Below are 26,213 nucleotides of genomic sequence, written 5' to 3' on the forward strand. Positions count from 1 at the left end.
GATCCAGCACATGTTCAGGAAATGGTTTGCCGCAGCGGTCATGCTCGGCGCAGTAGCGTCGGCCTGGGCGGCCGTCGACGTCAACACCGCGAACGAGGATGCGCTCGTCGGCATCAAGGGCATCGGCCCCGCACGCGCGAAGGCGATTCTCGACGAGCGCGGCGCACGCGGTCCGTTCAGGAATGCGGACGATCTCGCCAAGCGTGTGAAAGGCATGGGCGGGCACACCGTCGAGCGGCTTCAGCAGGAAGGCTTGACGATCGGTGCGGCGGCAGCGAAGCCTGCTGTCGCACCGGCCCGCACCGCGCAGAAATAACGCGTCACGCAACCGACAAAGCGCTCCTTCAGTCGCCGTCGTTGCGACGGCTTCCCGCGGCATGCCGCGGGTTTTTTGCGTGGGGCGGCGTGCGGGGCGATCACGAACCGCGGCACGCGTATTCCATCGGCGCAATGGGGTTGCCGGCGCGCGTGCCGGTGCTGGTTTACAATCGATCGATTGATCGGCCTCGTACTCACGGTATACCCATGGCTTACAAAACTATCGAAGACACGATCGGCAATACGCCGCTCGTGCAACTGGTCCGCCTGCCGGACGACGAGATTCGCGCTCGCAACAACGTGGTGCTCGCGAAGCTCGAGGGCAACAATCCGGCCGGTTCCGTGAAGGATCGCCCGGCGCTGTCGATGATCAGCAAGGCCGAGGCGCGCGGGCGCATCAAGCCGGGCGATACGCTGATCGAGGCGACGAGCGGCAACACAGGCATCGCGCTCGCGATGGCCGCGGCAATCCGCGGCTACAAGATGGTGCTGATCATGCCGGAGGATCTGTCGGTCGAGCGCCGCCAGAGCATGGCGGCTTATGGTGCTGAAATCATCCTGACGCCGGTGAAGGGCGGGATGGAACTGGCGCGCGACCTCGCGGAGCAGATGCAGCGCGAAGGCAAGGGCGTGATCCTCGACCAGTTCGGCAACCCCGACAATCCGATCGCGCACTACGAAGCAACGGGGCCGGAGATCTGGCGCGATACCGAAGGACGCGTCACGCACTTCGTGTCCGCCATGGGCACGACGGGCACGATCATGGGCACGTCGCGCTACCTGAAGGAGCAGAATGCGGCGATCGAGATCGTCGGTGCGCAGCCGGAAGACGGCTCGCGTATTCCGGGCATTCGCAAGTGGCCGGAAGCCTACATGCCGACCATCTTCGATCGCAGTCGCGTCGATCGCGTCGAAAACGTGAGCCAGGCCGCGGCGGAAACGATGGCGCGCCGGCTCGCGGCGGTCGAAGGCATCTTCGCGGGGATTTCATCGGGCGGCGCATGCGAAGTCGCGATGCGCATCGCGCGTCAGGTCGAGAATGCGACGATCGTGTTCATCGTCTGCGATCGCGGCGACCGTTACCTGTCCACGGGCGTGTTTCCGGCTTGAGCGAGAGAGAGGCGCGATTCGCGCCGCGATAAAAAAAGCGCCGCTCGTGCGGCGCTTTTTCTTTGGCTGGCCGGCGCTTATTGCGACTGAGCCTCGCCAGCGGCGGGCTGCAGCGCGCCGCTCGCTTCCATCTGCGCTTTCACGGCCTCGCCGAGCTGGTACACGGTGAGCGCGTAGAAGAAGCTGCGGTTGTAGCGCGTCAGCACATAGAAGTTCTTCAGGCCGAGCATGTATTCGGTCGCGCGCCCCGGCGTCGGCAGGTCGACCACGGTCACCGGCGTGCCGGCTTCGGTCGTGATGTTGACCGTCGGCTCGTTCAGCGTCATGCCCGCGCGCAGCAGTTGCGACAGCGCCCAGTGCGGTTCGGGCTGGCCGTCGGCGGCGGCCTGTGCGATGCCCAGGCTGCCCGTGTCGGGCGTGATCTGCCAGACCACCGGGCGGTCGGTTTCCCAGCCGTGCTGCTTCAGGTAGTTCGCGACACTGCCGATCGCATCGACAGGACTGCTGCGCAGATCGACATGGCCCGTGCCGTCGAAGTCGACCGCATATTCGCGGATGCTGCTCGGCAGGAACTGCGGAATCCCGATCGCGCCGGTGTACGAGCCGAGCACGGTGGTCGGGTCGAGCTGGTTGTCGCGGGTCCAGACCAGGAAGTCTTCGAGGTTCTTGCGGAAGGTTGCCTGGCGGCTGTCGCGATTCGGCGTGTCCGGGTAGTCGAACGTGAGCGTCGTCAGCGCGTCGAGCACGCGGAAATTGCCCATGTAGCGGCCGTAGATGGTCTCGACGCCGATGATGCCGACGATCACCTCGGGCGGCACGCCGAACTGCTCGGATGCGCGCTGCAGCGTCGCCTGGTTCGCCTTCCAGAACTTCACGCCCGCGTTGATGCGGATCGGCTCGATGAAGCGCGAGCGATACACGCGCCAGTTCTTGACCGTCGGCGACGGGGCCGGCCTCACGAGCTTGACGGCCGTCGCCGAGTAGCTGACGCGCGAGAACAGCGCATGCAGGCTCGCCGAATCGAAGCCGTTGCGACTCACCATCTCGTCGATGAACGCGTCGACCTTCGCGTTGCTCGCGTAACGCTGTGGAACGATTTCCTCTTCGAAGGTCTGACCTTGCGGTGTCGGCTGCTGCGGCTGGGCCTGGGCGACGAGCGTGCCGGCGGACTTCGCAGGCTGCGTCTGCGCCATGGCAGGCGCGGTGCCGAGGGCCGCGGCGATGGCAGCGACGACGAGCGGAGCGCGAACACGGAACAGCGCGGAGAGAAGGGCGGCAGGCTTGCTGGAATTCATGTCGAAGCGGGCGGACAGGGCGATGGTGTTCGGCGCAGTATACCCGACGCATCCGGCGCGCCGGGACGAAGCTGGCCCCCGTTGTGGTAAGTTAGCGGCGAATTCGCGGCAGACGATGGACATCATTGAGGGAGACCTGCGGCGCATCGTGCGCCGCGGATGACAGCTTATGGCAACCGCTTTCTACACGCACCCCGACTGCATGCTGCACGAGATGGGGGAATGGCATCCGGAATGTCCGGCCCGCCTGTCGGCGATCCAGGATCAACTGATTGCGAGCCGCATCGACGACCTGATCGTGCACGAAACCGCGCCATTCGCGAGCGAGGTCGCGCTGGGCCGCGTGCATACGCAGGCGCACATCGACTACATCCGCAGCATGACGCCGGTCGACGGTTACGTCGAGATCGATCCCGATACGCTGATGAATCGCGACACGTGGCGCGCGGCACTGCGCGCGGCCGGCGCGGCGATCGCGGCGACCGACGCGGTGATCGAAGGCCGCTATGCGAATGCGTTCTGCGGCGTCCGTCCGCCCGGTCACCATGCGGAGCCGGCGCGCGCGATGGGCTTCTGCTTCTTCAACAACGTCGCGATCGCCGCGCGGCATGCGCTCGACGTACACGGCATCGAGCGTGTCGCGATCATCGATTTCGACGTGCATCACGGCAACGGTACCGAGGCGGCGTTCGCGAACGACGAGCGCGTGCTGATGTGCAGCTTCTTCCAGCATCCGCTGTATCCGTTCTCGGGCGTCGATCATCAGGCGCCGAACATGGTCAACCTGCCGATGCCCGCACGCAGCAACGGGATGGCGATCCGCGAAGCGGTCGACATGTTCTGGCTGCCGCGTCTCGACGCGTTCAAGCCGCAGATGCTGTTCGTGTCGGCCGGCTTCGATGCGCATCGCGAGGACGACATCGGCAATCTCGGCCTCGTCGAAGCCGACTTCGAATGGCTGACCGCGCAGATCGTCGACGTGGCGCGCCGGCATGCGCAGGGCCGCATCGTCAGTTGCCTCGAAGGCGGCTACAACCTGTCCGCGCTCGGGCGCAGCGTAGTCGCGCACCTGCGCGTGCTGGCCGGGATCTGATTTCCGCTTGACCGGCGGGCCGGCGTGTTCAGTGCGCCGGCACGCGCGCATGAATCCACGCGATCAGCGCGTCGATCACGCGATCGCGTTCGAGATCGTTCATCGTTTCGTGGAAACCGCCTTCGTACAGCGTCAGCGTACGGTCGGGCGAGCCGACGCGCGCGCCGAACGCGCGACTGCCGTCGGGTTCGGTCAGCTTGTCCTCGGTGCCGTGATAGACGAGCACCGGTACCCGCAGCGCGCCGCGGCCATTTTCGATGCGCGCCATCGCGTCGAGAATCTCCGCGCCGGTGCGGGCGGGCACCGCGCCGTGATGCACGAGCGGATCGGCGCGATTGGCGGCGACGACGGCCGGATCGCGCGACAGCAGCGCCGCATCGATCCTGATCGCGGGGAACGTGGGCCACACCCGGCTGATGACGCGGCTGACCGCAAGCATCCAGCGCGGCACGTCGCGCCCCGGCGCGAGCGCCGGACTCGACAGCACGAGGCCTGTCAGCCCATGGCCACGGGCCGGTGCGCGTTCGATCGCATAGAGCGCCGCGACCGCGCCACCCATGCTGTGTCCCATCAGGAACAGCGGCGCATCGCCACGCGCGGCTTCGGCGACCAGCGCATCCGCATCGTTCAGGTAGCCGTCGAAGCGCTCGACCCACACGCGTTTGCCGGGCGATTGGCCATGCCCGCGCAGATCGATCGCCAGCACGTCGATGCCGGCTGCATTCAGCCGGCCGGCGAGCGCGGCATAGCGGCCCGCGTGTTCGGCGAGGCCATGCACCAGCGCGATCGTCGCGCGCGGCGGCGCGGTGCCGTCGCCGGCCGGCCAGCGGTACGACGCCAATTCGAGCCCGTCCGCGGTACGCAGCCGGCCCATGCGCGGCGCGGGTGCCGATCCGGTGGCGGCGGGTGCGGCGGCCGGCGTGGTGGTGATACTCATCTGGCGTGTCCCCTGTTCGTTGGTCGGTGTTCCGGATCATAGACGCGGCCTTCCCGCGCGAGCCCAGCGGCGCCCCTCTAATTTCGTCCGGTTATGAAAAGATCGAAATCGATTATTAAGGGGAATGAGGGGTTTGCGGTAAAATCGCCGGTTATTCCAGATGCATCGGCGGCCGACTGGCGGGCCAACTCGCCGGCCGGCCGCCGTTTTGTTTACATGATCGAATTACGCAATCTCTCGCAGCGTTTCCCCGGCCCGGGCGGCTGGGTCGATGCGCTGCGCAACGTCAACCTGACGATCCCGCAAGGCGAGGTGTTCGGCATCATCGGCCGAAGCGGCGCCGGCAAGAGCACGCTCGTGCGCACCATCAACCTGCTCACGCGGCCGAACGAAGGCAATGTCGTCGTCGGCGGGCGCGACCTGATGCTGCTGTCGGCCGGTGCGCTGCGCGAGGCACGCCGCGAGATCGGCATGATCTTCCAGCACTTCAACCTGCTGTCGTCGCGCACGGTGTTCGACAACGTCGCGCTGCCGCTCGAACTGGCCGGTGCGAGCCGTGCCGACATCGAAGCCGCCGTGCTGCCGCTGCTCGATCTGGTCGGGCTGTCCGCGCAGAAGGATCGCTATCCATCGCAGATCAGCGGCGGCCAGAAGCAGCGCGTCGGCATCGCTCGCGCGCTGGCGAGCCAGCCGAAGGTACTGCTGTCGGATGAAGCGACGTCCGCGCTCGATCCCGAAACCACGCGTTCGATCCTCGACCTGCTGAAGCGCATCAACCGCGAGCTCGGCCTGACGATCGTGCTGATCACGCACCAGATGGAAGTGATCAAGCAGGTCTGCGATCGCGTCGCGGTGCTCGATGCGGGACGCGTGGTCGAGGAAGGTCGCGTGATCGACGTGTTCCTGCAGCCGCATCACGAAGTGACGCGCGCGCTGATCGGCGACGTGATCGCGCAGGAGCTGCCGCCCGCGCTGAAGGCGCGCGTGGCCGAGCGGCTGAAGACGGGCAGCGGCCATCTGCTGCGGCTCGCCTTCACGGGCTCGGGGGTCGACCAGCCGATCCTGTCGGAGACGATCCGCCGGTACGAACTCGATTTCAACATCCTGCATGGCCAGATCGACGAGATCCAGGGGCAGGCATTCGGTTCGCTCGCGGTGCTCGCGGGCGGCGAGCCGGGCAAGGTCGGGCAGGCGCTCGCGTTCCTGCGCGAGCAAGGCGTGGTGGTAGAGGAGCTTTCGTATGTTGAGTGAGATGTTCGATATGTTCGTGCAGTCCTTCTGGGAGACGCTGATCATGGTCGGCATCTCCGGAGCGGTCGGCGCGCTCGTCGGCCTGCCGCTCGGCGTGCTGCTCTACCTGACCGATCGCCAGGGCGTGCTGCAGAACCTCGCGGTGAATCGCGTGCTCGGCGGCATCGTGAACGCCGTCCGCTCGACGCCGTTCATCATCCTGCTGGTCGCGGTGATTCCGTTCACGCGGCTCGTCACCGGCTCGTCGATCGGCACGGCCGCGGCGGTCGTGCCGCTGACGCTCGCGGCCGCGCCGTTCATCGCGCGTCTCGTCGAAACGGCGCTGCGCGAAGTCGACCGCGGGCTGATCGAGGCCGCGCAATCGATGGGCGCGACCACGTCGCAGATCGTATTCAAGGTGCTGTTGCCCGAATCGCTGCCGGGCGTCGTCGCGGGCCTGACGATCACGTTCGTGTCGCTGGTCGGCTATTCGGCGATGGCGGGTGCGATCGGCGGCGGCGGCCTCGGCGATCTCGGCATCCGCTACGGTTACCAGCGCTATTTGCCGGAAGTGATGTGGACGGTCGTCGCGATCCTGATCGTGTTCGTGCAGATCGTGCAATCGTTCGGCGACTGGCTGGTGCGCCGGCTGAGCCACAAATAAGACAGACCGATCCGATAGGGGAGACACGATGCAACGACGCTTCATGCTGAAATTTGCCGCGGCGCTGGGCGCGGCCGCACTGTTCGCGGGCGCGCACGCCCGGGCCGAAACCATCAAGGTGGGCGTGACGGGCGGCCCGCACGCGCAGATCATGGAAGTGGTGAAGCAGGTCGCGGCGAAGGGCGGCCTGGAGATCCGCATCGTCGAATTCTCCGACTACGTGCAGCCGAACGCCGCGCTCGCGTCGGGCGACCTCGACGCGAACAGCTACCAGCACGATCCGTATCTGCAGGCGCAGGTGAAGGATCGCGGCTACAAGCTGATCAAGGTCGCGGATACCGTCACGTTCCCGATGGGCATCTATTCGAAGCGCGTGAAGTCGCTGGCCGAGCTGAAGCCGGGCGCGCGCGTCGCCGTTCCGAACGATCCGACCAACGGCGGTCGCGCGCTGCTGTTGCTGCAGAAGCAGGGGCTGCTGAAGCTGCGCGCGGATGCGGGGCTGAAGGCGACGCCGCTCGATATCGTCGACAATCCGCGCAAGCTGAAGATCGTCGAGCTCGACGCGGCGCAGATCCCGCGCTCGCTCGGCGACGTCGACGCGGCCGCGATCAACACCAACTACGCGATGGAAGCGGGGTTGAAGCCGAAACAGGACGCGATCGCGATCGAGGGCCCGAACGGTCCGTACGCGAACATCCTCGCGATTCGCGAGACGGACCGGAACAAGCCGTGGGTCGCGAAGCTGATTGCGGCGTATCACTCGGCCGACGTGAAGCAGTTCATCGAAGGCAAGTTCGGCGGCGCGGTCATCGCCGCCTGGTAACGGGCGAAGCACGGGATGCCCGGCGGGATTAGAGTCGATGATCGAAAACCCGGGCTTTGCGTCCGGGTTTTTTCTCTTTTAAAATAGAACGACCGTTCGCTATCATTGGCGCGTCGCCAAGAAGCGGTATCCTCGACAACCATCATGGTTGGGTCCGCCTGGCCGCGCAGTCATGAGGCCTCGCTATAAAATGGCCTCTGGTCGTATTCGTAACTTTGGAGCGTGTGCATGAAAATCCTGGTGCCAGTGAAAAGAGTGGTCGATTACAACGTGAAGGTCCGCGTGAAGTCGGACAACACGGGCGTCGACATCGCGAACGTGAAGATGTCGATGAACCCGTTCGACGAAATCGCCGTTGAAGAAGCCGTGCGCCTGAAGGAAGCGGGTGTCGCGACCGAAGTGATCGCGGTGTCGGTGGGCGTCACGCAAGCGCAGGAAACGCTGCGCACGGCGCTGGCGATCGGCGCGGATCGCGCGATCCTCGTCGAGTCGAACGACAGCGTCGAGCCGCTGGCCGTCGCGAAGATCCTGAAGGCGCTGGTCGACAAGGAACAGCCGCAGCTCGTGATCCTCGGCAAGCAGGCGATCGACGACGATTCGAACCAGACGGGCCAGATGCTGGCCGCGCTGGCAGGCCTGCCGCAAGCGACGTTCGCGTCGAAGGTGACGGTGGCCGACGGCAAGGCGACGGTGGCGCGCGAAGTCGACGGCGGCGCGGAAACGCTGTCGCTGACGCTGCCGGCGGTCGTCACGACCGACCTGCGCCTGAATGAGCCGCGCTACGTGACGCTGCCGAACATCATGAAGGCGAAGAAGAAGCCGCTGGAAACCGTGAAGCCGGAAGACCTCGGTGTGGACGTCGCGCCGCGTCTGAAGACGCTGAAGGTGGTCGAGCCGCCGAAGCGCGCAGCCGGCGTGAAGGTGCCGGACGTGAAGACGCTGGTCGAGAAGCTGAAGACCGAAGCCAAGGTGCTGTAAGAGGGAGCGGAAAGAAATGACGATTCTGGTGATTGCAGAACACGACAACGCGTCGATCAAGGCCGCGACGCTGAACACGGTGGCGGCGGCAGCGAAGATCGGTGGTGACATCCACGTGCTGGTCGCGGGCCACAACGCGCAGGCGGCGGCAGACGCTGCAGCGAAGATCGCAGGCGTGTCGAAGGTGCTGCTGGCCGACGCGCCGCAACTGGCCGAAGGCCTGGCGGAAAACGTCGAAGCGACTGCGCTGAACATCGCGAAGGACTACTCGCACATCCTCGCGCCGGCGACGGCCTACGGCAAGAACATCGCGCCGCGTATCGCGGCGAAGCTGGACGTTGCGCAGATCTCGGACATCACGGCAGTCGATTCGGCCGACACGTTCGAGCGCCCGATCTACGCGGGTAACGCGATCGCGACGGTGCAGTCGAGCGACCCGATCAAGGTCATCACGGTGCGTGCAACGGGCTTCGATCCGGTGGCGGCGGAAGGCGGCAGCGCGGCGGTCGACAAGATCGAAGCGGCGGCCGACGCCGGCAAGTCGCAGTTCGTGAGCCGCGAAGTGACGAAGCTGGACCGTCCGGAACTGACGTCGGCGAGCATCATCGTGTCGGGCGGCCGCGGTCTGGGCAGCGGCGAGAACTACACGAAGGTGCTGGAGCCGCTGGCCGACAAGCTGTCGGCAGCGCTCGGCGCATCGCGCGCGGCAGTCGACGCCGGCTACGTGCCGAACGACTACCAGGTCGGCCAGACCGGCAAGATCGTCGCGCCGCAGCTGTACATCGCGGTCGGCATTTCGGGTGCGATCCAGCACCTGGCCGGCATGAAGGATTCGAAGGTGATCGTCGCGATCAACAAGGATCCCGAAGCACCGATCTTCAGCGTGGCCGATTACGGCCTCGTCGGCGATCTGTTCGCGCTCGTGCCGGAACTCGTGACCGAGCTCGGCTGACGCGGTGTGATGCTTCAGCGGTAAGCACACGAGAAGAGGGGCGCGACGAGCGCCCCTTTTTGTTGTGTCATCGCGGAAGAGGCGCGAGCGGCGTGCGCCTGGACGATCCGCGATCGTCTCGTGCCGAGCGGCGCTCGCACGCTCGCAGTCGCCCAAAAGAGAAAGGCGCCCTCGGGCGCCTTTCTCGCTGATGCAACGGGCCCGCATCGCCGCGGGCCGTTCCGACTTACGCGTATGCCGGGCGCGTCTGGCCGGGCACGTCCTTCAGGTAACGATGCACCGACAGGTCGTCGGCCTGGATCGCGGGCATCTTGCCCGAGATCAGGTCCGCGAGCAGTTGGCCCGAGCCGCACGACATCGTCCAGCCGAGCGTGCCGTGGCCGGTGTTCAGGAACAGGTTCGACACCGGCGTGCGGCCGACGATCGGCGTGCCGTCCGGCGTCATCGGGCGCAGGCCCGTCCAGAACGTCGCCTTCGACGTATCGCCGCCGCCCGGGAACAGGTCGTTCACGCACATCTCCAGCGTTTCGCGGCGTGCCGCGCGCAGCTTCTTGTCGAAGCCGACGATTTCCGCCATGCCGCCGACGCGGATGCGCTGGTCGAAGCGCGTGATCGCGATCTTGTAGGTCTCGTCGAGCACGGTCGACACGGGCGCGGCGGCTTCGTTGACGATCGGCGCGGTGATCGAATAACCCTTGAGCGGATAGACCGGAATCTTCATCAGGTTCGAGATGAAGCTCGTCGAGTACGAGCCGAGCGCGACGACGTACGCGTCCGCGCGCACCGTCTCGCTGCCGCACTGCACGCCGGCGATCTTGCCACCCGCGATCGCGAGCGCATCGATCGGCGTGTTGTAGCGGAACTTGACGCCAAGCGATTCGGCGAGCGCGGCGAGGCGCGTCGTGAACAGCTGGCAATCGCCCGTTTCGTCGCCCGGCAGGCGCAGGCCGCCCGTCAGCTTGTGCGAGACGGCGGCGAGCGCCGGTTCGGCCTTTTTCAGTTCGGCCGGCGACAGCAGTTCGAACGGCACGTTCGCTTCCTGCAGCACGGCGATGTCCTTCGCCGCGCCGTCGAGCTGCTGCTGCGTGCGGAACAGTTGCAGCGTGCCGCCCGTGCGGCCCTCGTACTGGATGCCGGTATCGGCACGCAGCGCCTGCAGGCAGTCGCGGCTGTATTCGGCGAGACGGACCATGCGGCCCTTGTTGACGGCATAGCGCTCGGCCGTGCAGTTGCGCAGCATCTGATACATCCACTGGAGCTGGAAGCGCGTGCCGTCGAGGCGGATCGCGAGCGGCGCGTGCTTTTCGAACATCCACTTGACGGCTTTCAGCGGCACGCCGGGCGCGGCCCACGGCGCGGCATAGCCGGGCGAGATCTGGCCTGCGTTCGCGAAGCTCGTCTCCAGCGCCGGGCCGGCTTCCCGGTCGATCACCGTGACTTCATGGCCGGCGCGCGCGAGGTAATACGCGCTTGCCACGCCCACCACACCGCTGCCCAGAATGACGACTCGCATAGCTGCTCCAGATGGAAGGGACCAGGTTGAGGCCGGGCGCACCCTGCGGCTCCGTGTAACCTCTAGCTGATCTAGTTTTTTGAGCTATGGTATTGTCGAATGTGCAGTTTTTGTTATCGTATTTTTTCGGTTTTCAGCATAAACAAATGAGAACGCAACGTCAGCCCGTACGCTCGCTCGACAAGCTCGACCGACGCATCCTGAAACTGCTCCAGGACGACGGCCGGATGGCGATGAAAGACCTTGCGGAACAGGTCGGCCTGACCGTCACGCCGTGTATCGAGCGTGTGCGGCGCATGGAGCGCGACGGCGTGATCACCGGTTATCACGCGCGGGTCGACCCGGGCCAGCTGGGCGCCGCGCTGCTGGTGTTCGTCGAGATCACGCTCGGCCACAAGGGCGGCAACATGTTCGAGCAATTCCGCCGGGAAGTGATGAAGATCGACGAGGTGCTCGAATGCCATCTCGTCTCCGGCGATTTCGACTATCTGATCAAGGCGCGGATCGGCGAGATGGCCGACTACCGCAAGCTGCTCGGCGACATCCTGCTGCAGTTGCCCGGCGCCGTGCAGTCGAAGAGCTACGTCGTGATGGAAGAAATCAAGGAAACGCTGACGATCGCCGTCGGCGAATGACGTGCCGGCGGCCCGTTGTCGGGCCCTTTATCCCGCCCTTGGCATGCTGCGCCCAATACTGTATAAATGTACAGTATTGGGCGCAGGCGAATGGGTGGGCACATGGACGATCGGTCCGACAACGAATTTCCGATAGCGCCGCCCGTGCCCCGCAAGGGGCGCGGTGCGGTCGACAACCTGCAGGGGCGGTATGAACTCGCGCAGCGCGAAGCGGTGGACGACGGCTGGACGCACGAGTCCGACGATGCCGATTTCCCCGCGCCGCTGCGCACGCAGGTATTCGAGGAGCGGGCGAAGAGCATCCTGACGCACAACCAGTCGCCCGATATTCCGTTCAGCGTGTCGCTCAATCCGTATCGCGGTTGCGAGCACGGTTGTATCTACTGTTTCGCGCGGCCGACGCACAGCTATCTCGGGCTGTCGCCGGGGCTCGATTTCGAAAGCCGCATCTACGCGAAGGTGAACGCGGCCGAGCTGCTCGAACGCGAGATTTCCCGCAAGCGCTACGTGCCGGAGCCGATCGCGCTCGGCGTCAACACCGACGCATACCAGCCGGTCGAGCGCGACCTGCGCATCACGCGCAGCGTGGTCCAGGTGATGCACGATCGCGGGCTGCCGTTCGCGGCGATCACGAAATCGTCGCTGATCGAGCGCGATCTCGACCTGCTCGCGCCGATGGCCGAACGCGGGCAGGTGATGGCGGCGGTCACGATCACGACGCTCGATGCCGAACTCGCGCGCACGCTCGAGCCGCGCGCGGCCACGCCGGCGCGGCGGTTGCGCACGATCCGCGCGCTGCGCGATGCGGGCGTGCCGGTCGGCGTGAGCATCGCGCCGGTGATTCCGTTCGTGACCGAGCCGGACATGGAGCGCGTGCTGGAGGCGTGCGCGGAAGCCGGTGCGACGCATGCGAGCTACATCATCCTGAGGTTGCCGTGGGAGGTCGCGCCGCTGTTCAAGAGCTGGCTTGCCGCGCATTTTCCCGATCGTGCGGAGCGCGTGATGAACCGCGTGCGCGACATGCGCGGCGGCAAGGATTACGACTCGGATTTCTCGAAACGGATGAAGGGCGAGGGGATCTGGGCCGACCTGTTGCGGCAGCGCTTCCGTCAGGCGGTCAAGCGGCTCGGGTTGAACGAGCGCACGAACGGCATTCTCGATCTGTCGCGGTTCAGCGGTGCGCCGGCCGCTGCGGTGCCGGCGCCGCGTGTTGCGGTTCGCTCAGCCGGCGCGAAGCCGCGCGACGACATGCAGTTGAACCTGTTCTGATGGACGAGCGATACGGTTGCCGGTGTGCCGTATCGACCGTATCGGTGGTGCTTACTGCGAAATCTGCTTGGCTGCTTCGACCTGCGATTCGAAGTAAGTCTGGAACGACAGCGCGAGCGCGGTCATCAACAGGAACGCGCCGATCAGCAGCGAGAAGATCACGACGAAGATCACGGTCCAGCCCGACTTGCTGTGCTTGCCGGTGTCCGCGTTGAATTGCGCATCCCATTTTTCGTCGGGACGCAGCCCGTAGACGAGTGCGGCGAGGAACGCCGCCAGCAGCGAGATTGCGCCGGGGACCGCGAGCCACCAGCCGAGGCCGGCGCTGCGCTGGGTAGCCGCGAGCAGGAGGAAGCCCGGGATGCCGACGATCGTCGCGAGCAGGTGGGCCCAGCCGTACACGTCGCGAAAGCCGTACAGATAGAAGCGGTGCGCGCCGAGCGATCCGAGCAGGAACGCGAGGGCGGCGGTGAGCGTCTTGGAGCGGAAGCGGCGGGGCGATGCGGTGCTGCTGGACATGGATGGCGGCGTCTTGTCGTTGGCATGGGCGGGGCCGGCAGGCCGGCGCGGGCGCGCGGCCCGGCACGCATTCTACGATGCCCGGTCGGGCCCGGTCACCCCTCGCCCGCGTCAAGGTGCCGCATAGGTCACGCGATAGATCGCGCCTGCGTAATCGTCGCTGACGAGCAGCGAGCCGTCCGGCAGCGGCAGTACATCGGCCGGGCGTCCCCATACCGTGCCGTCGGGTCGCAGCCAGCCGGTAACGAACGGCGTCTGGCGTGCATGGCTGCCGTCCGCCGAGACGACCACGCGCATCACGCGGTAGCCGACCTTCGTGCTGCGGTTCCACGAGCCGTGTTCGGCAATGAAGACATTATTGCGATACGACGCCGGAAACATCGGCCCGGTATAGAAGCGCATCCCGAGCGCCGCGACGTGCGCGCCGAGTTTCAGGACGGGCGGCACGTAACGGCGACAGACGTCGGCGCTGCCGAATTCGGGGTCGGGCGTATCGCCGCCGTGGCAGTAGGGAAAGCCGAAGTCGAGGCCGGCGCGGGGCGCGCGGTTCAGCTTGTCGTCGGGTACGTCGTCGCCCATCATGTCGCGCCCGTTGTCGGTGAACCACAGCTCGCCCGAATCGGGGTGCCATGCAAAGCCGACCGTATTGCGTATGCCGCGGGCGACCACTTCGCGTCCGCTGCCGTCGGCGTTCATTCGCGCGATGATCGCGTAGCGGTTGCGATCGGCGAGGCAGGCGTTGCACGGTGCGCCGGTCGGCACGTACAGCTTGCCGTCGGGGCCGAACGCGATGAATTTCCAGCCGTGATGGTGGTCGGTCGGCAGCGCGTCGGTCACCGCGACAGGGGCGGGCGGTCTGGCGAGCCGGTCGTCGATATGGTCGATGCGCACGATGCGCGACACGGCGGATATATAGAGAGCGCCGTCGCGGTAGGCGACGCCGACGGGCATGTCGAGCCCGGACGCGACGACGTAGCGCGCGCTGATCCGGCCCTCGTGCATGACGAACGCGTGGACGCGGCCGTCTCGTGTGCCGACATACAGGATGCCGCGCGGCGACCACGCCATTTCGCGCGCGGCCGGTACGGCGTCCGTCAGCACGTCCACGTGGAAGCCGGGCGGCACGACGAGTTCGTTCACCGGCAGCGGCGCGGTAAACGCCGGCGCGGACATGGAGCAGGCAAGGCCGGCAAGCAGCGCCGCGAATGGGCGCCGTGCGCGGCGCACGAGGGCGGCGCGAAGGGGCAACATGACGGTCGGGAGCGTCCTGGACACGACGATTGTAGGCCCGGCGGACGGGCCGTCCGCGGATTTTTACGCGTAAGTGTTTGTTGTACCTCTGGTTTCCGGCTATAATCGCGTGTTTCAGTAGTTTCGAACCCGGTTTTCCCGAAGGACATCATATGGTTATCATCCGTCTGGCTCGTGGCGGCTCGAAGAAGCGCCCGTTCTACAACATCGTTGCTACCGATTCGCGCAACCGTCGTGACGGCCGCTTCATCGAGCGCGTCGGCTTCTACAACCCGGTCGCCACGAAGGGCGAATCGCTGCGTATCGCTCAGGATCGCCTGACGTACTGGCAAGGCGTTGGCGCGCAACTGTCGCCGACCGTCCAGCGTCTCGTGAAGGAAGCGCAAAAGGCGCAACCGGCTGCCTAACATGGCACGGTGTGCCGGTCGTGCCGGCTATGAGGTGCATTGATGGCGGGTCACGATTCCGGTAATGCAAGGCGCGGGCGGGCGTCATTCGGCGCATTCGTCCGCAAACCGGTCGAGCGCGACATGGTCGCGAACGCCGGTCAGGCTGCCGAACCAGGCGGCCTCGACGCGACGCAAACCTGGCCCGACGATGCCGTCGAGGTCGGGGCGGTGGTCGACGCCTACGGCCTGAAAGGCTGGGTCAAGGTGGCGGCGCATGCCGATGCCGGTCGCGGTGGCGACGCGCTGCTCAATGCGCGTCGCTGGTGGCTGGAACGCGGTGCGGAGCGGCTTTCCGTCCGCATCATGCAGTCGAAGACGCACAGCGATACTGTCGTTGCGCAACCCGCGGGCGTCAGCGACCGCGATGCTGCGCTGTCCATGCGCGGCTTTCGCGTGTTCGTGCGCCGGGAAGATTTCCCGGCACTGGCCGCGGACGAATTCTATTGGGTCGACCTGATCGGTCTCGAGGTCGTCAACGAGCAATCGGTGGCGCTCGGGAAGGTGAGCGGGATGATCGACAACGGCGTGCATTCGATCATGCGTGTCGAGTATCCGGCGACCGGCAAAGACGGTCGGCCGACCACCGACGAGCGGTTGATTCCGTTCGTCGGCGTCTACGTCAAAACGGTGGATCAGGCGGCGCGTCGCATCGTCGTCGACTGGGAAGCCGATTACTGAAATGAACCAGGTTACCGAGAGCGCGGTGCAGTTCGACGTCATCACGCTCTTTCCCGAGATGTTCCGCGCACTGACCGACTGGGGAATCACCAGCCGGGCCGTCAAGCAGGGGCGCTTCGGGCTGCGCACCTGGAACCCGCGTGATTTCACGACGGACAACTACCGCACGGTCGACGATCGTCCGTACGGCGGCGGTCCGGGCATGGTGATGCTGGCCAGGCCGCTCGAAGCCGCGATCGATGCCGCGAAAGCGGCACAGGCGGAGCAGGGCATCGCGAGCACGCGCGTCGTGATGATGTCGCCGCAAGGCGCGCCGCTCACGCATGATCGCGCGGTGCGGATGGCGCAGGAACCCGGCGTCGTCGTGCTGTGCGGTCGTTACGAAGCGATCGATCAGCGCCTGCTCGACCGTTGCGTCGACGAGGAAATCAGCCTCGGCGATTTCGTGCTGTCGGGCGGCGAGCTGCCGGCGATGGCGATGATGGATGCAGTCGTGCGGTTGCTGCCCGGTGTGCTGAACGATTCGCTGTCGGCAGTGCAGGACAGCTTCGCCGATGGTCTGCTCGATTGTCCGCACTACACGCGTCCCGAGGAATACGACGGCGTGCGCGTGCCGGACGTGTTGCTCGGCGGGCATCATGCCGAGATCGAGAAGTGGCGGCGTCAGGAAGCATTGAGGAATACGTTGCGGAAGCGGCCGGACCTGATCGTCCGGGCGCGCCGCGAAAAGTTGTTGAGCCGGGCCGACGAGGCGTGGCTTGCGAACCTCGCACGCGAAGCGAAGGACGCCTCCTGAGGCGGCTGCGCGAGCGGGAATTGGCGGTGCCGTACATGCGTGTACGGTGCCTGATGTGAATCCATCCTCTATCGGGGCCAGGCCTGGAAGCAGGCGGGTGCCAACGCCGACACGATGGCATAAGGAGTCAGTAATGAATCTGATCGCAAAACTTGAGCAGGAAGAAATCGAGCGCGCGCTCGCCGGCAAGACGATCCCCGATTTCGCCCCGGGCGACACGGTGATCGTGAACGTGAACGTGGTTGAAGGTAACCGCAAGCGCGTTCAGGCTTACGAAGGCGTCGTGATCGCGATTCGCAATCGTGGTCTGAACTCGAACTTCATCGTTCGCAAGATCTCGTCGGGCGAAGGCGTCGAGCGTACGTTCCAGACGTACTCGCCGCTGCTGGCAAGCATCGTCGTGAAGCGTCGCGGTGATGTGCGTCGTGCGAAGCTGTACTACCTGCGCGAGCGTTCGGGCAAGTCGGCTCGTATCAAGGAAAAGCTGGTGTCGAAGGATCGCGCCGCAGCAGCTTCCCAAGAGTAAGAGCTGTAAGGAAAAAGCACCCAACCGGGTGCTTTTTTCATTCTGGCGCGACAATATGCTCGATACGACACGAACCCGAGAGCCCCATTGAATCGCCGCCCCATCATCGATCCCGAAGTCTTGCCGGTCGAAGGCACCGGCGCCGGCCTGCCCGTCATCGACTCCCGGCTGATGACGCCGTCCGGCCTGCGCGAACGTTTTGCGCGCACGCTCGAATGGAGCGTCGAGCCCGGCGAGGCGAGGCTGCAGGAGGGCGTCGATCCGCGTAGCGCGGCCGTCCTCGTGCCGCTCGTCGTCCGCGAGTCAGGCCTCACCGTGCTGCTGACGCAGCGCGCCGATCACCTGAACGACCACGCCGGACAGATCAGCTTTCCCGGCGGCCGTCGCGAGCCGTTCGACCGCGATGCGACCGCCACCGCGTTGCGCGAGGCGAAGGAAGAGATCGGGCTGGCCGCCGAACGCGTCGAGATTCTCGGCGCGCTGCCCGACTACCTGACCGGCACGGGCTTCTGCGTGACGCCGGTCGTCGGCCTCGTGCATCCGCCGTTTACCGTGCAGGCCGATACGTTCGAAGTCGCCGAGATTTTCGAAGTGCCGCTCGCGTTCGTGATGAATCCCGCGAACCATCAGGTCCGCGTGTTCCGGTGGGAAGGCGGCGAGCGTCGTTTTTTTGCCATGCCCTATCCGAATGGCGAACCGGGCGGGCATTACTTCATCTGGGGCGCAACTGCCGGCATGTTTCGCAATCTGTATCGCTTCTTGGCCGCCGGCTAGGCGGGCGCGCCGACTGGCGCGCGCGACCGGCTGCCGGGCGACCGCGCCGGCAGCCATGCGCGGCTGACGCTGTGCTATCGTTATGCAAAAAATGACATAACTCCGAAGACGGCGCCACGCATGACTTTCTTTTCGGTTCTCCTCGCTCTCATCATCGAACAGGTCCGCGCGTTGTCGCCGAGCAATCCGGTATTCGCGCTGTTCCAGTTTCATGCGGAAACCGTCGCGCATGGCCTCGACGCCGGCAAGCAGAAGCACGGGATCCTCGCATGGCTCGCGGTCGTGCTGCCGTGGGTGCTGATCGTCGCGCTGATCTATTTCCTGCTGTACAAGGTGAGCTTCGTGCTCGCGTTCCTGTGGAACGTCGCCGTCGTGTATTTCACGCTCGGCTTCCGCCAGTTCAGCCACTACTTCACCGACATCCACCTCGCGCTCAACAACGACGACGTGCCGCGCGCGCGTGAAATCCTCCATGAATGGACGGGCATCGACACGGTCGACATGCCGGTGGGTGAAATCGTCCGCCATACGCTGATCCATGCGGTCGTCGCGTCGCATCGCCACGTGTTCGGCGTGTTCTTCTGGTACGTGCTGCCGATTGGCCCGGCCGGCGCCGTGCTGTACCGGATTTCCGAATATCTCGCGCGCAGCTGGGCGACGCCGGGCGACGACCGTACGGCCGCGTTCTCGACGTTCGCGCAGCGTGCGTTCTTCGTGATCGACTGGATTCCGTCCCGACTGACGGCGCTCGGTTTCGCGATCGTCGGCAATTTCGAGGATGCGATTTACGCGTGGCGCAATCACACGCGCCAGTGGCCCGACCCGAACGACGGCGTACTGCTGGCCGCCGGCAGCGGGGCGCTCGGCGCGCGTCTCGCAGGGCCGCTCGCGGAACCGTCGAGCCTCGATGCGCTGGCAGTCGGCGACAGCGGCCCGTTGACGGTTGGTGACGATTGCACGCCGCGCACGCTGCAGTCGGCGGTCGGTCTCGTATGGCGTGCGGTGATTCTGTGGATGATCCTGCTGCTGATGTTGACGCTCGCCGTCTGGGTGTCGTGACGGGGCAGCCTGACGCGCGATGAAATGAAAAGGCCGGCTCGATGCCGGCCTTTTCGCTGTGTGTCAGCGCGGTGCATTCAGTCATCGAGCGGGTCACGCACGGCGCCGCATTGCCAGCACGCGGTGAATTGCGCTTCGAGCGCTTCGCCGCACTGCCGGCAGCGCCAGGGCGCCGCGCCCGCCGACGGGCCGTGCGACGCGGCGTCGAGGAGCCGGCGGGCGAGCGCGTCGTCACGTTCGTCGTCGAGCCACAGCTCGGGCGTGCACGCATCGGCCGGCAGGCCGCCGAGCGCGCCGGTCGCGTAGCAGTTGTGCAGCTCGCAACCGATGCCGGCTACCTGGAGCACGTTGGCCCAATGCTGCGCGGTCGCGAGGTCGGGTGCCTTGAAACGCATCGCGGCTCCTGTCGATGAAAGCCGGCCCGGCTGGCGCCGGCCGGCCGTCGTGCACGTCGCGCGGTCAGCGGACGATCTGGCTCGCCTCGTGCACGAGCTGCGCGTACAGCGCGTGCCGCGACGGCGCGATACGGCCGTCGGCGACCGCTTCGAGGATCGCGCAGCCGGGCTCGTGCAGATGATGACAATTATAGAAACGGCAGTCCGCGAGCAGCGGCCGGAATTCCGGAAACGCGCGCTCGAGGCGGCCTTCGGTCAGGTGGTAGAGGCCGAATTCCTGGAAGCCCGGCGAATCGATCAGCGCACCGCCGCCTTCCAGCGGGTACAGGCGCGTGAACGTCGTCGTGTGACGACCGCTGTTGAGCGCGGCCGAAATTTCGCGGGTTGCGGCTTCGGCGTCGGGCACGAGCAGGTTCACGAGCGTCGACTTGCCCATCCCGGACTGGCCGAGCAGGATCGTCGAATGCCCGGCGAGGTGCGGCATCAGCTGCGCGCGCGCATCGTCCGGCGCGCCTTTCACCGACAGCTCGAGCACGTCGTAGCCGAGCGCGCGGTACGGGGCGAGGCGTTCGCGCGCGACCGGCAGCGCGGCCTCGACGTCGATCTTGTTCAGCACGACGAGCGGCTTCAGCTCGTTCGCTTCGGCGGCGATCAGCGCGCGGCCGAGCAGATCCTCGCTGAAATAGGGCTCGGTCGCGAGCACGATCAGCAACTGGTCGAGGTTCGCGGCGAACAGCTTCGATTTGAACTGGTCGGAGCGGTACAGCAGGTTGCGCCGTTCGCCGATTTCCACGATCACGCCCTGGTCGGCCGACGCGAGTTCGTACGCGACGCGGTCGCCGACCGCGATGTCGCTCTTCTTGCCGCGCGGGAAGCATTGCAGCATCGGGCCGCCGTCGTCGGGGGCGACGATGTAGTGGCGGCCGTGCGCCGCGATCACGCGGCCTTCGGCCCGTTGCGCGCTCGACGCGCGCGGGGCCGGCTTGCGGGAGGTCGGCCGGCTCATGCGTGTTGCAGCAGGCGGTCGATCCGCTGCGACGCCGGCGGATGCGAGTAGTAGAAGGCCGTGTAGACGGGGTCGGGCGTCAGCGTCGACGCGTTGTCCTCGTAGAGTTTCACGAGCGCGCTGACGAGATCCTGCGCGTCGGTCTGGCTGGCCGCGAACGCGTCGGCCTCGAATTCGTGCTTGCGCGACGTGAGGCTGCTGAACGGCGTCGCGAAGAACAGGAACACGGGAATCGCGAGGAAGAACAGCACGAGCGCGGCGCCCGCGTTGCTGGTGTCGAGCGACGGCGTGACGCCGAGCCCCGTATAGAACCACGTGCGCTGCGCGAGCCAGCCGAGCAGCGCCAGCAGCACGAGGCTCAGCACGAACGACACGAGCATCCGCTTCATCACGTGGCGGCGCTTGAAGTGGCCGAGTTCGTGCGCGAGTACGGCCTCGATCTCCTGGCCGGACAGGCGCGCGAGCAGCGTGTCGAAGAACACGATCCGTTTCGATGCGCCGAAGCCCGTGAAGTACGCGTTGCCGTGCGCGGAGCGGCGGCTGCCGTCCATCACGAACAGCCCCTTGGCCGCGAAGCCGCAGCGCTTCATCAGCGACTCGATGCGCGCGCGCAGCGCGTCGTCCTTCAGCGGCTCGAACTTGTTGAAGAGCGGCGCGATGAAGGTCGGGTAGATCAGCAGCACGAGCATCTGGAACGCGACCCACACGATCCAGGTCCACAGCCACCACAGGCTGCCGGCCTGGTTCATCAGCCACAGCACGACGAACAGCAGCGGCAGGCCGAGCGCGGCGCCGAGCAGCGAATTCTTCAGCATGTCGGTGAAGAACAGCCGCTTCGTCATCCGGTTGAAGCCGAAGCGCTGCTCGATCCCGAACTGGCGGTAATACTCGAACGGCACGTCGATCACGCTCGTGATCACGAGCACCGCGGCGACCAGCGCGACCTGCTGCCCGTAGCCGCGGCCGAGCCAGCCGGTCAGCAGCGTGTCGAGCGCGCCGACGCCGCCGAGCAGCGTGAGGCCGACCAGCACGGCCGCGCTGACGACGATCTCGAGCATCGTCAGCCGGGTGCGCTCGACCGTGTAGTCGGCCGCGCGTTGGTGGGCGGTCAGCGGGATGGTGGCGCTGAACTGCGCGGGTACGCCGTTACGGTGCGCGGCGACGAAGCGGATCTGCCGCGATGCGAGCCACAGTTTGGTGACGACCATCGCGAGTACGGCGAGCGCGAACAGCAGGGTGAACGAAAAGGGTGACATCGAAGGCGCCAAAGGGTTCTATGCGAGAATTATATGTTCTTGCGGACCGGCCCCGCTGATGCGATGCCGGCCGCCCGGGCGGCGCTGCATCGGCGCGCCCGGTCCGCCATTTTCCAGGATGAATCATGACCGATACCGCCGCTTCCGCCAGCCAGCCCGCGCTCGTGCGCAACGAGTTGAACCTCGTCTGGCTCGACATGGAGATGACGGGCCTCGACCCGGATAACGACCGCATCATCGAGATCGCGGTCGTCGTGACCAACTCCACGCTCGACATTGCCGTCGAGGGCCCGGTGTTCGCGATCCACCAGAGCGACGAGACGCTCGCGAAGATGGACGACTGGAACAAGTCGACGCACGGCCGTTCGGGCCTGATCGACCGCGTGCGCGCATCGACCGTGACCGAGGCGGACGCCGCCGCGCAACTGCAGGCGTTCCTCGCGCAGTACGTGTCGCCCGGCAAGTCGCCGATGTGCGGCAACTCGATTTGCCAGGACCGCCGCTTCATGGCGCGCTGGATGCCGGAATTCGAGCGATTCTTCCACTACCGCAACCTCGACGTCAGCACGCTCAAGGAGCTGTGCCGCCGCTGGCAGCCGGCCATCTACAAGGGTTTCCAGAAGCGGGCGATGCACACTGCGCTCGCGGACATCCACGAATCGATCGACGAGCTGAAGTATTACCGCGAGCATTTCCTGATTCCGGCCGCGTCGGTGTCGGCAGGGGAATCCGCGCCGGCCGCGTGAGCGGGCCGGCACGCGCGCAGCGCCCGGCAAACGCTCAGCGCCGCGCGCTTTTCGGCCGGAACGCCGCGACCACCGCGGCGTCGGTCTCGACATACGGGCCGCCGATCAGGTCGATGCAGTAGGGCACCGCGGCGAAGATGCCGGGCACGGTCGGCTTGCCGTCGGCATCGCGCAGCCCTTCCAGCGTTTCCCGGATCGACTTGGGCTGGCCGGGCAGGTTGATGATCAGCGCCGCATGGTCGGCCGTTTCTCGGATCACCGCGACCTGCCGCGACAGGATCGCGGTCGGCACGAAATTCAGGCTGATCTGCCGCATCTGCTCGCCGAATCCCGGCATTTCCTTCGTCGCCACGGCCAGCGTGGCTTCCGGCGTCACGTCGCGGCGCGCGGGGCCGGTGCCACCCGTCGTCAGCACGAGGTCGCAGCCGGCGACGTCGACGAGCTCGGTCAGCGTGGCCGAGATCGTCGGCGCATCGTCCTGGATCAGGCGCGTTTCGGCGCGCCACGGCGAAACCAGCGCGCCGGCGAGCCATTCCTGCAGCGCCGGAATGCCCTTGTCTTCGTAGACGCCCGTACTCGCGCGGTCGCTGATCGACACGAGGCCGACCACGAGTTCGTCCGGGTGGTTACGCTTCGTCGTCATGGTCGTCTCCGGCGTCGCCGGCCGCTTCGTCGTCGCTGTCGGATGCGCCGCCCGCGGCCTTGATCCACTGGAACAGCTCGCGGAAATAGCGCGGCGGCTTGCCTTGCTGCGCTTCCTTGCGCGCGTTGCGGATCAGCGTGCGGCCTTCCTGGATGTCGGCGTCGGGGTGCTGGCGCAGGAATTCGGTCAGTGCGTCGTCGCTCGCGAGCAGCTGCTCGCGCGTGCGCTCGATCCAGTGCAGGCGGGCTGTCGCGGCCTTGTTCACGCCGCGTTGCGCGTCGAGCGCGGTACGCAGCGCGGCCGTTTCGTCGTCGGTCAGCGAGCGCATCACGCGGCCGACGTACTGGAGCTGGCGGCGCTTGCCCTCGTGATCGGTGATCCGGCGCGCCTCGCGCACGGCGTCGGCGAGATCTTCGGGCATCGGCATGCGCTTGAGCGCGTCCTTCGGCAGGTCGACGAGCGCCTGGCCGAGTTCCTGCAGCGCGTGCATTTCGCGCTTCAACTGGGATTTGCTGGGGCGATCGTAGCCATTGTCGTCGTCCTCGACGGCATGTTCGATCGGCTGGATTCGGGTTTTGCGTGTCATGGGCCGCATTGTATCGCGGCGCGGACACCCCAAGCTTGTCTGTGTCCGGCCCCGGACCTTGCTATGATCGCGGGATACGCAACATTTTGACCATGCGGGCGCCCGCCCGCCACCGGATACCAAGACGATGGCAGCCAATCTCGACGTACAAGCGCGCTATTTCCCGCACACGCAGGACCAGCTCAAGGAAATCGCATCGGACATCCTTCGCCATGCGAAGGCGCTCGGCGCGACGGACGCCGCGACCGAAATCTCCGAGGGCGACGGCCTGTCGGTGTCGGTGCGCCGCGGCGAAGTCGAAACGATCGAGCACAACCGCGACAAGATGGTCGGCGTGACCGTGTTCATCGGCAAGAAGCGCGGCAACGCGAGCACGTCGGACTTCTCGCCGGCCGCGATCAAGGACACCGTCGCTGCCGCGTACAACATCGCGCGCTTCACGGCCGAGGACGAAGCGGCCGGTCTCGCCGAAGCCGAGCTGCTCGAAACCGACCCGCGCGACCTCGATCTGTACCACCCGTGGGCGCTGAGCGCCGACGAAGCCGTCGAGCTCGCCCGCCGCGCGGAAGACGCCGCGTTCGCGGTCAGCCCGCAGATCCGCAATTCGGAAGGCGCGAGCGTGTCGGCGCAGCATTCGCAATTCGTGCTCGCGACGTCGCGCGGCTTCCTCGCCGGCTATCCGTACTCGCGCCACTACATCGCGTGCGCGCCGATCGCGGGCAGCGGCCGCCACATGCAGCGCGACGACTGGTATTCGTCGAAGCGCAGCGCGATCGATCTCGCCGCGCCCGAAGCGGTGGGCCGTTACGCGGCCGAACGCGCGCTCGCGCGGATGGGCGCGCGCCGTCTCGACACGCGCAAGGTGCCCGTGCTGTTCGAGGCGCCGCTCGCGGCCGGCCTGCTCGGCGCCTTCGTGCAGGCAGTGAGCGGCGGCGCGCTGTATCGCAAGACGTCGTTCCTCGTCGACAGCCTCGGCAAGCCGGTGTTCGCGCCGCACGTCCAGGTCGTCGAGGATCCGCACGTGCCGCGCGCGATGGGCAGCGCACCGTTCGACGAGGAAGGCGTGCGCACGCGTGCGCGCAGCGTCGTGAAGGACGGCGTCGTCGAAGGCTATTTCCTGTCGACCTATTCGGCACGCAAGCTCGGCACGCAAACCACCGGCAACGCGGGCGGCTCGCACAACCTCGCGCTGCGCAGCTCGAACACGCAGGCGGGCGACGACTTCGACGCGATGCTGAAGAAACTCGGCACGGGCCTGCTGCTGACCGAACTGATGGGGCAGGGCGTGAACTACGTGACGGGCGACTATTCGCGCGGCGCGGCGGGCTTCTGGGTGGAGAACGGCGTGATCCAGTATCCGGTCGAGGAAATCACCGTCGCCAGCACGCTGCAGGAGATGTTCCGCCATATCGTCGCGATCGGTGCGGATTCGATCGTGCGCGGGACGAAGGAAACCGGCTCGGTGCTGATCGAGCAGATGACGATCGCGGGGCAGTAAGCCGCACGCGGCACCGGCCGCCTGGAAACGAAAAAGCCCGACCGGCGCAAACCGGTCGGGCTTTTTTCATCGTGCGGAAGCAGGCGTCAGCCGCGCTTGCGTGCGTAGACGACGAACGCATAGCCGAACGTGTTCGGCGCGGCTGCCTGATGTGCGTCGCGCGAGATTTCCTGCCAGTGCGCGGCGTCGGGCGCCGGGAACGATGCGTCGCCGTCGAAGTCCGCATCGATCTCGGTGACGACCAGCTTGTCGGCGAGCGTGAGACCTTCCGCATAGAGTTGCGCGCCGCCGATCAGGAATGCCTCGGGTGCGCCGTCGCGCGCGGCGAGCGCCAGCGCATCGGCCAGCGACGTGACCGTGTCGCAGCCTTCGAAACGGCGCGTCGCGTCGCGCGTGACGACGATATTGCGGCGGCCCGGCAGCGGCCGCCCGATTGACTCGTGGGTCTTGCGGCCCATCACGATCGGCGCACCCATCGTCGTGCGCTTGAAGAACGCGAGGTCCTCGGGAAGTTTCCAGGGCAACTGGTTGTCGCGGCCGATGATGCCGTTGCGGGCACGCGCGACGATCAGGGTCAACGTCGTCATGAAGGTCGGGGAAGAGGGAAAACGGAATGGGCCGATTTTACCGGAACGGCGGCACGCTCCGGATTCCGCACGCCGGTAGGGACGTCGGCGTTTCCCGTGCCGTGCGCCGCGACGCGTGATGCTCCGCGTCGCGGCGACCGTCCGAATAAAAAGAGTGCCCGCCGGGGGACGGAGCACAAAAAACGTTTTGTGCCGCGAGATCGGCGATACCGGTTCCGATCGAGGGCAGCGCGTTCGACCGGATCGTCAGTTCAATACGGAATCCTGATCGAATCGAAGCGACGCGAGCATCAAGGATGCGTACTGCCTCGCGCGTTGCCGCCCATCGCGTGCCGCATGTCCGACGGTTGCGGCGCCGGCAGCGGCATCGGCAACTGGGGCGGCGGCGGGATCTCGTCCCAAAGCGTCACGGAGGCCTGGGCGGCCGGCAGCGGTTGCGGCGCCGACACGGTCACGATACTGAAGCCGTCGCCGAGCTGCATGCTCGGCACAGGCTCGGCAACCAGCATGGCGCGATCCGGCCGCATGCCTTCGTCCGCGCATGCCGGTGCGGGCGGGCCGGCTGCCGAGAGCACGAGCGTCATCGGCACGAAAGAAAGTAAAAGATGTTTTCGCATGGCGACTGTC

Annotated in this window: 30 protein-coding genes; 18 read left to right on the plus strand and 12 right to left on the minus strand. The window is 66.4% G+C overall.

Translation table 11 applies throughout. The annotated features are described in order from the left end of the window. Window positions 1-10: 10 nt before the first annotated feature. Together KU887_RS05280 and cysM are read left to right on the plus strand one after the other, a co-directional pair. On the plus strand, window positions 11-316 hold the full coding sequence (locus KU887_RS05280) for a helix-hairpin-helix domain-containing protein (protein WP_060266629.1): 306 nt from the start codon (window positions 11-13) through the stop codon (window positions 314-316). Window positions 317-525: 209 nt separating this feature from the next. Then, on the plus strand, window positions 526-1,428 hold the full coding sequence (cysM, locus tag KU887_RS05285) for a cysteine synthase CysM (RefSeq protein WP_012492863.1): 903 nt from the start codon (window positions 526-528) through the stop codon (window positions 1,426-1,428). A 77-nt stretch (window positions 1,429-1,505) separates the two neighbouring features. Here the strand turns inward: cysM and mltB are convergent, their stop codons facing one another. Next, window positions 1,506-2,849, minus strand: a complete 1,344-nt coding sequence (gene mltB, locus KU887_RS05290) for a lytic murein transglycosylase B (RefSeq protein WP_077021933.1) — start codon at window positions 2,847-2,849, stop codon at window positions 1,506-1,508. A 43-nt stretch (window positions 2,850-2,892) separates the two neighbouring features. On the opposite strand from mltB, the gene KU887_RS05295 reads away from it, so the two are divergent. Then, window positions 2,893-3,816: a histone deacetylase family protein gene (locus tag KU887_RS05295; protein WP_006486840.1), complete on the plus strand. Its 924-nt coding sequence runs from the start codon at window positions 2,893-2,895 to the stop codon at window positions 3,814-3,816. A gap of 28 nt (window positions 3,817-3,844) precedes the next feature. On the opposite strand, the gene KU887_RS05300 is transcribed toward KU887_RS05295, so the two are convergent. Further along, the gene (locus KU887_RS05300; RefSeq protein ID WP_006486872.1) at window positions 3,845-4,753 is read right to left on the minus strand and encodes an alpha/beta hydrolase; all 909 of its coding nucleotides are present in this window, start codon (window positions 4,751-4,753) and stop codon (window positions 3,845-3,847) included. 216 nt (window positions 4,754-4,969) lie between these two features. Between KU887_RS05300 and KU887_RS05305 the strand changes: the two genes are divergently transcribed. The 5 genes from KU887_RS05305 (at window position 4,970) to KU887_RS05325 (ending at window position 9,400) form a co-directional block, all read left to right on the plus strand. Beyond that, window positions 4,970-6,004, plus strand: a complete 1,035-nt coding sequence (locus KU887_RS05305) for a methionine ABC transporter ATP-binding protein (RefSeq protein WP_012492862.1) — start codon at window positions 4,970-4,972, stop codon at window positions 6,002-6,004. Beyond that, a complete protein-coding gene (locus KU887_RS05310) occupies window positions 5,994-6,647 on the plus strand; it encodes a methionine ABC transporter permease (protein ID WP_006486982.1) in 654 nt (217 codons plus the stop codon). The genes KU887_RS05305 and KU887_RS05310 overlap by 11 nt, the downstream gene beginning before the upstream one ends. A gap of 28 nt (window positions 6,648-6,675) precedes the next feature. After that, window positions 6,676-7,470, plus strand: coding sequence for a MetQ/NlpA family ABC transporter substrate-binding protein (locus KU887_RS05315; RefSeq protein ID WP_059721535.1), 795 nt, complete (start codon window positions 6,676-6,678; stop codon window positions 7,468-7,470). A 228-nt stretch (window positions 7,471-7,698) separates the two neighbouring features. Further along, window positions 7,699-8,448: an electron transfer flavoprotein subunit beta/FixA family protein gene (locus tag KU887_RS05320; protein WP_006496532.1), complete on the plus strand. Its 750-nt coding sequence runs from the start codon at window positions 7,699-7,701 to the stop codon at window positions 8,446-8,448. A gap of 16 nt (window positions 8,449-8,464) precedes the next feature. Continuing rightward, window positions 8,465-9,400, plus strand: a complete 936-nt coding sequence (locus KU887_RS05325; RefSeq protein ID WP_006486854.1) for an electron transfer flavoprotein subunit alpha/FixB family protein — start codon at window positions 8,465-8,467, stop codon at window positions 9,398-9,400. A gap of 226 nt (window positions 9,401-9,626) precedes the next feature. Here KU887_RS05325 and KU887_RS05330 read toward each other — a convergent pair whose 3' ends face one another. After that, on the minus strand, window positions 9,627-10,913 hold the full coding sequence (locus tag KU887_RS05330) for a D-amino acid dehydrogenase (RefSeq protein ID WP_034200850.1): 1,287 nt from the start codon (window positions 10,911-10,913) through the stop codon (window positions 9,627-9,629). Between the two features lie 146 nt (window positions 10,914-11,059). Between KU887_RS05330 and KU887_RS05335 the strand changes: the two genes are divergently transcribed. Then, a complete protein-coding gene (locus tag KU887_RS05335) occupies window positions 11,060-11,548 on the plus strand; it encodes an Lrp/AsnC ligand binding domain-containing protein (protein WP_012492860.1) in 489 nt (162 codons plus the stop codon). A 90-nt stretch (window positions 11,549-11,638) separates the two neighbouring features. Beyond that, window positions 11,639-12,817, plus strand: coding sequence for a PA0069 family radical SAM protein (locus KU887_RS05340; RefSeq protein ID WP_069352405.1), 1,179 nt, complete (start codon window positions 11,639-11,641; stop codon window positions 12,815-12,817). 51 nt (window positions 12,818-12,868) lie between these two features. Here the strand turns inward: KU887_RS05340 and KU887_RS05345 are convergent, their stop codons facing one another. Continuing rightward, complete coding sequence (locus KU887_RS05345) at window positions 12,869-13,336, minus strand: NINE protein (protein WP_006486876.1); 468 nt, start codon at window positions 13,334-13,336, stop codon at window positions 12,869-12,871. Window positions 13,337-13,447: 111 nt separating this feature from the next. Further along, window positions 13,448-14,587, minus strand: coding sequence for a sorbosone dehydrogenase family protein (locus KU887_RS05350; RefSeq protein ID WP_258254988.1), 1,140 nt, complete (start codon window positions 14,585-14,587; stop codon window positions 13,448-13,450). Window positions 14,588-14,739: 152 nt separating this feature from the next. On the opposite strand from KU887_RS05350, the gene rpsP reads away from it, so the two are divergent. The 6 genes from rpsP (at window position 14,740) to KU887_RS05380 (ending at window position 18,869) form a co-directional block, all read left to right on the plus strand. Then, window positions 14,740-14,994 carry a 30S ribosomal protein S16 gene (gene rpsP, locus KU887_RS05355; RefSeq protein WP_006476550.1) on the plus strand — a complete coding sequence of 85 codons (255 nt, stop codon included), beginning with the start codon at window positions 14,740-14,742 and terminating at the stop codon, window positions 14,992-14,994. A 42-nt stretch (window positions 14,995-15,036) separates the two neighbouring features. Further along, complete coding sequence (gene rimM, locus KU887_RS05360) at window positions 15,037-15,714, plus strand: ribosome maturation factor RimM (RefSeq protein WP_006496528.1); 678 nt, start codon at window positions 15,037-15,039, stop codon at window positions 15,712-15,714. 1 nt (window position 15,715) lies between these two features. Further along, complete coding sequence (trmD, locus tag KU887_RS05365) at window positions 15,716-16,510, plus strand: tRNA (guanosine(37)-N1)-methyltransferase TrmD (RefSeq protein WP_006486979.1); 795 nt, start codon at window positions 15,716-15,718, stop codon at window positions 16,508-16,510. Between the two features lie 133 nt (window positions 16,511-16,643). Then, window positions 16,644-17,036: a 50S ribosomal protein L19 gene (gene rplS, locus KU887_RS05370; protein ID WP_006486838.1), complete on the plus strand. Its 393-nt coding sequence runs from the start codon at window positions 16,644-16,646 to the stop codon at window positions 17,034-17,036. 87 nt (window positions 17,037-17,123) lie between these two features. Further along, window positions 17,124-17,810 (plus strand): CoA pyrophosphatase, encoded by a 687-nt coding sequence (locus KU887_RS05375; protein ID WP_006486824.1) that lies wholly within the window; start codon window positions 17,124-17,126, stop codon window positions 17,808-17,810. Between the two features lie 120 nt (window positions 17,811-17,930). After that, window positions 17,931-18,869 (plus strand): CobD/CbiB family protein, encoded by a 939-nt coding sequence (locus KU887_RS05380; protein WP_006486900.1) that lies wholly within the window; start codon window positions 17,931-17,933, stop codon window positions 18,867-18,869. 77 nt (window positions 18,870-18,946) lie between these two features. On the opposite strand, the gene KU887_RS05385 is transcribed toward KU887_RS05380, so the two are convergent. From KU887_RS05385 to KU887_RS05395, 3 genes are all read right to left on the minus strand, one after another. Continuing rightward, window positions 18,947-19,264: a putative signal transducing protein gene (locus KU887_RS05385; protein WP_011351362.1), complete on the minus strand. Its 318-nt coding sequence runs from the start codon at window positions 19,262-19,264 to the stop codon at window positions 18,947-18,949. 64 nt (window positions 19,265-19,328) lie between these two features. Then, window positions 19,329-20,270 (minus strand): ribosome small subunit-dependent GTPase A, encoded by a 942-nt coding sequence (rsgA, locus tag KU887_RS05390; RefSeq protein WP_006486937.1) that lies wholly within the window; start codon window positions 20,268-20,270, stop codon window positions 19,329-19,331. Beyond that, window positions 20,267-21,526, minus strand: a complete 1,260-nt coding sequence (locus KU887_RS05395; protein ID WP_006486907.1) for a M48 family metallopeptidase — start codon at window positions 21,524-21,526, stop codon at window positions 20,267-20,269. The genes rsgA and KU887_RS05395 overlap by 4 nt, the downstream gene beginning before the upstream one ends. Window positions 21,527-21,651: 125 nt before the next feature. Here KU887_RS05395 and orn point away from each other — a divergent pair, with 125 nt between their 5' ends. After that, on the plus strand, window positions 21,652-22,272 hold the full coding sequence (gene orn / locus KU887_RS05400) for an oligoribonuclease (protein ID WP_006486828.1): 621 nt from the start codon (window positions 21,652-21,654) through the stop codon (window positions 22,270-22,272). 34 nt (window positions 22,273-22,306) lie between these two features. Here orn and mog read toward each other — a convergent pair whose 3' ends face one another. Together mog and yjgA are read right to left on the minus strand one after the other, a co-directional pair. Continuing rightward, a complete protein-coding gene (mog, locus tag KU887_RS05405; RefSeq protein WP_006486883.1) occupies window positions 22,307-22,915 on the minus strand; it encodes a molybdopterin adenylyltransferase in 609 nt (202 codons plus the stop codon). Then, the gene (yjgA, locus tag KU887_RS05410) at window positions 22,899-23,501 is read right to left on the minus strand and encodes a ribosome biogenesis factor YjgA (RefSeq protein WP_006486826.1); all 603 of its coding nucleotides are present in this window, start codon (window positions 23,499-23,501) and stop codon (window positions 22,899-22,901) included. Before yjgA ends, mog begins: the two co-directional genes overlap by 17 nt. A gap of 127 nt (window positions 23,502-23,628) precedes the next feature. Between yjgA and pmbA the strand changes: the two genes are divergently transcribed. Next, window positions 23,629-24,999, plus strand: coding sequence for a metalloprotease PmbA (gene pmbA, locus KU887_RS05415; RefSeq protein WP_048984630.1), 1,371 nt, complete (start codon window positions 23,629-23,631; stop codon window positions 24,997-24,999). 86 nt (window positions 25,000-25,085) lie between these two features. Here the strand turns inward: pmbA and KU887_RS05420 are convergent, their stop codons facing one another. Then, window positions 25,086-25,586: a dihydrofolate reductase gene (locus KU887_RS05420; RefSeq protein WP_006493548.1), complete on the minus strand. Its 501-nt coding sequence runs from the start codon at window positions 25,584-25,586 to the stop codon at window positions 25,086-25,088. 290 nt (window positions 25,587-25,876) lie between these two features. Then, window positions 25,877-26,203 carry a hypothetical protein gene (locus tag KU887_RS05425; protein ID WP_006486864.1) on the minus strand — a complete coding sequence of 109 codons (327 nt, stop codon included), beginning with the start codon at window positions 26,201-26,203 and terminating at the stop codon, window positions 25,877-25,879. Between the last annotated feature and the right edge of the window lie 10 nt (window positions 26,204-26,213).

The organism is Burkholderia sp. EMB26 (genome assembly GCF_024730645.1).
Taxonomy (GTDB): Bacteria; Pseudomonadota; Gammaproteobacteria; order Burkholderiales; family Burkholderiaceae; genus Burkholderia; species Burkholderia cenocepacia.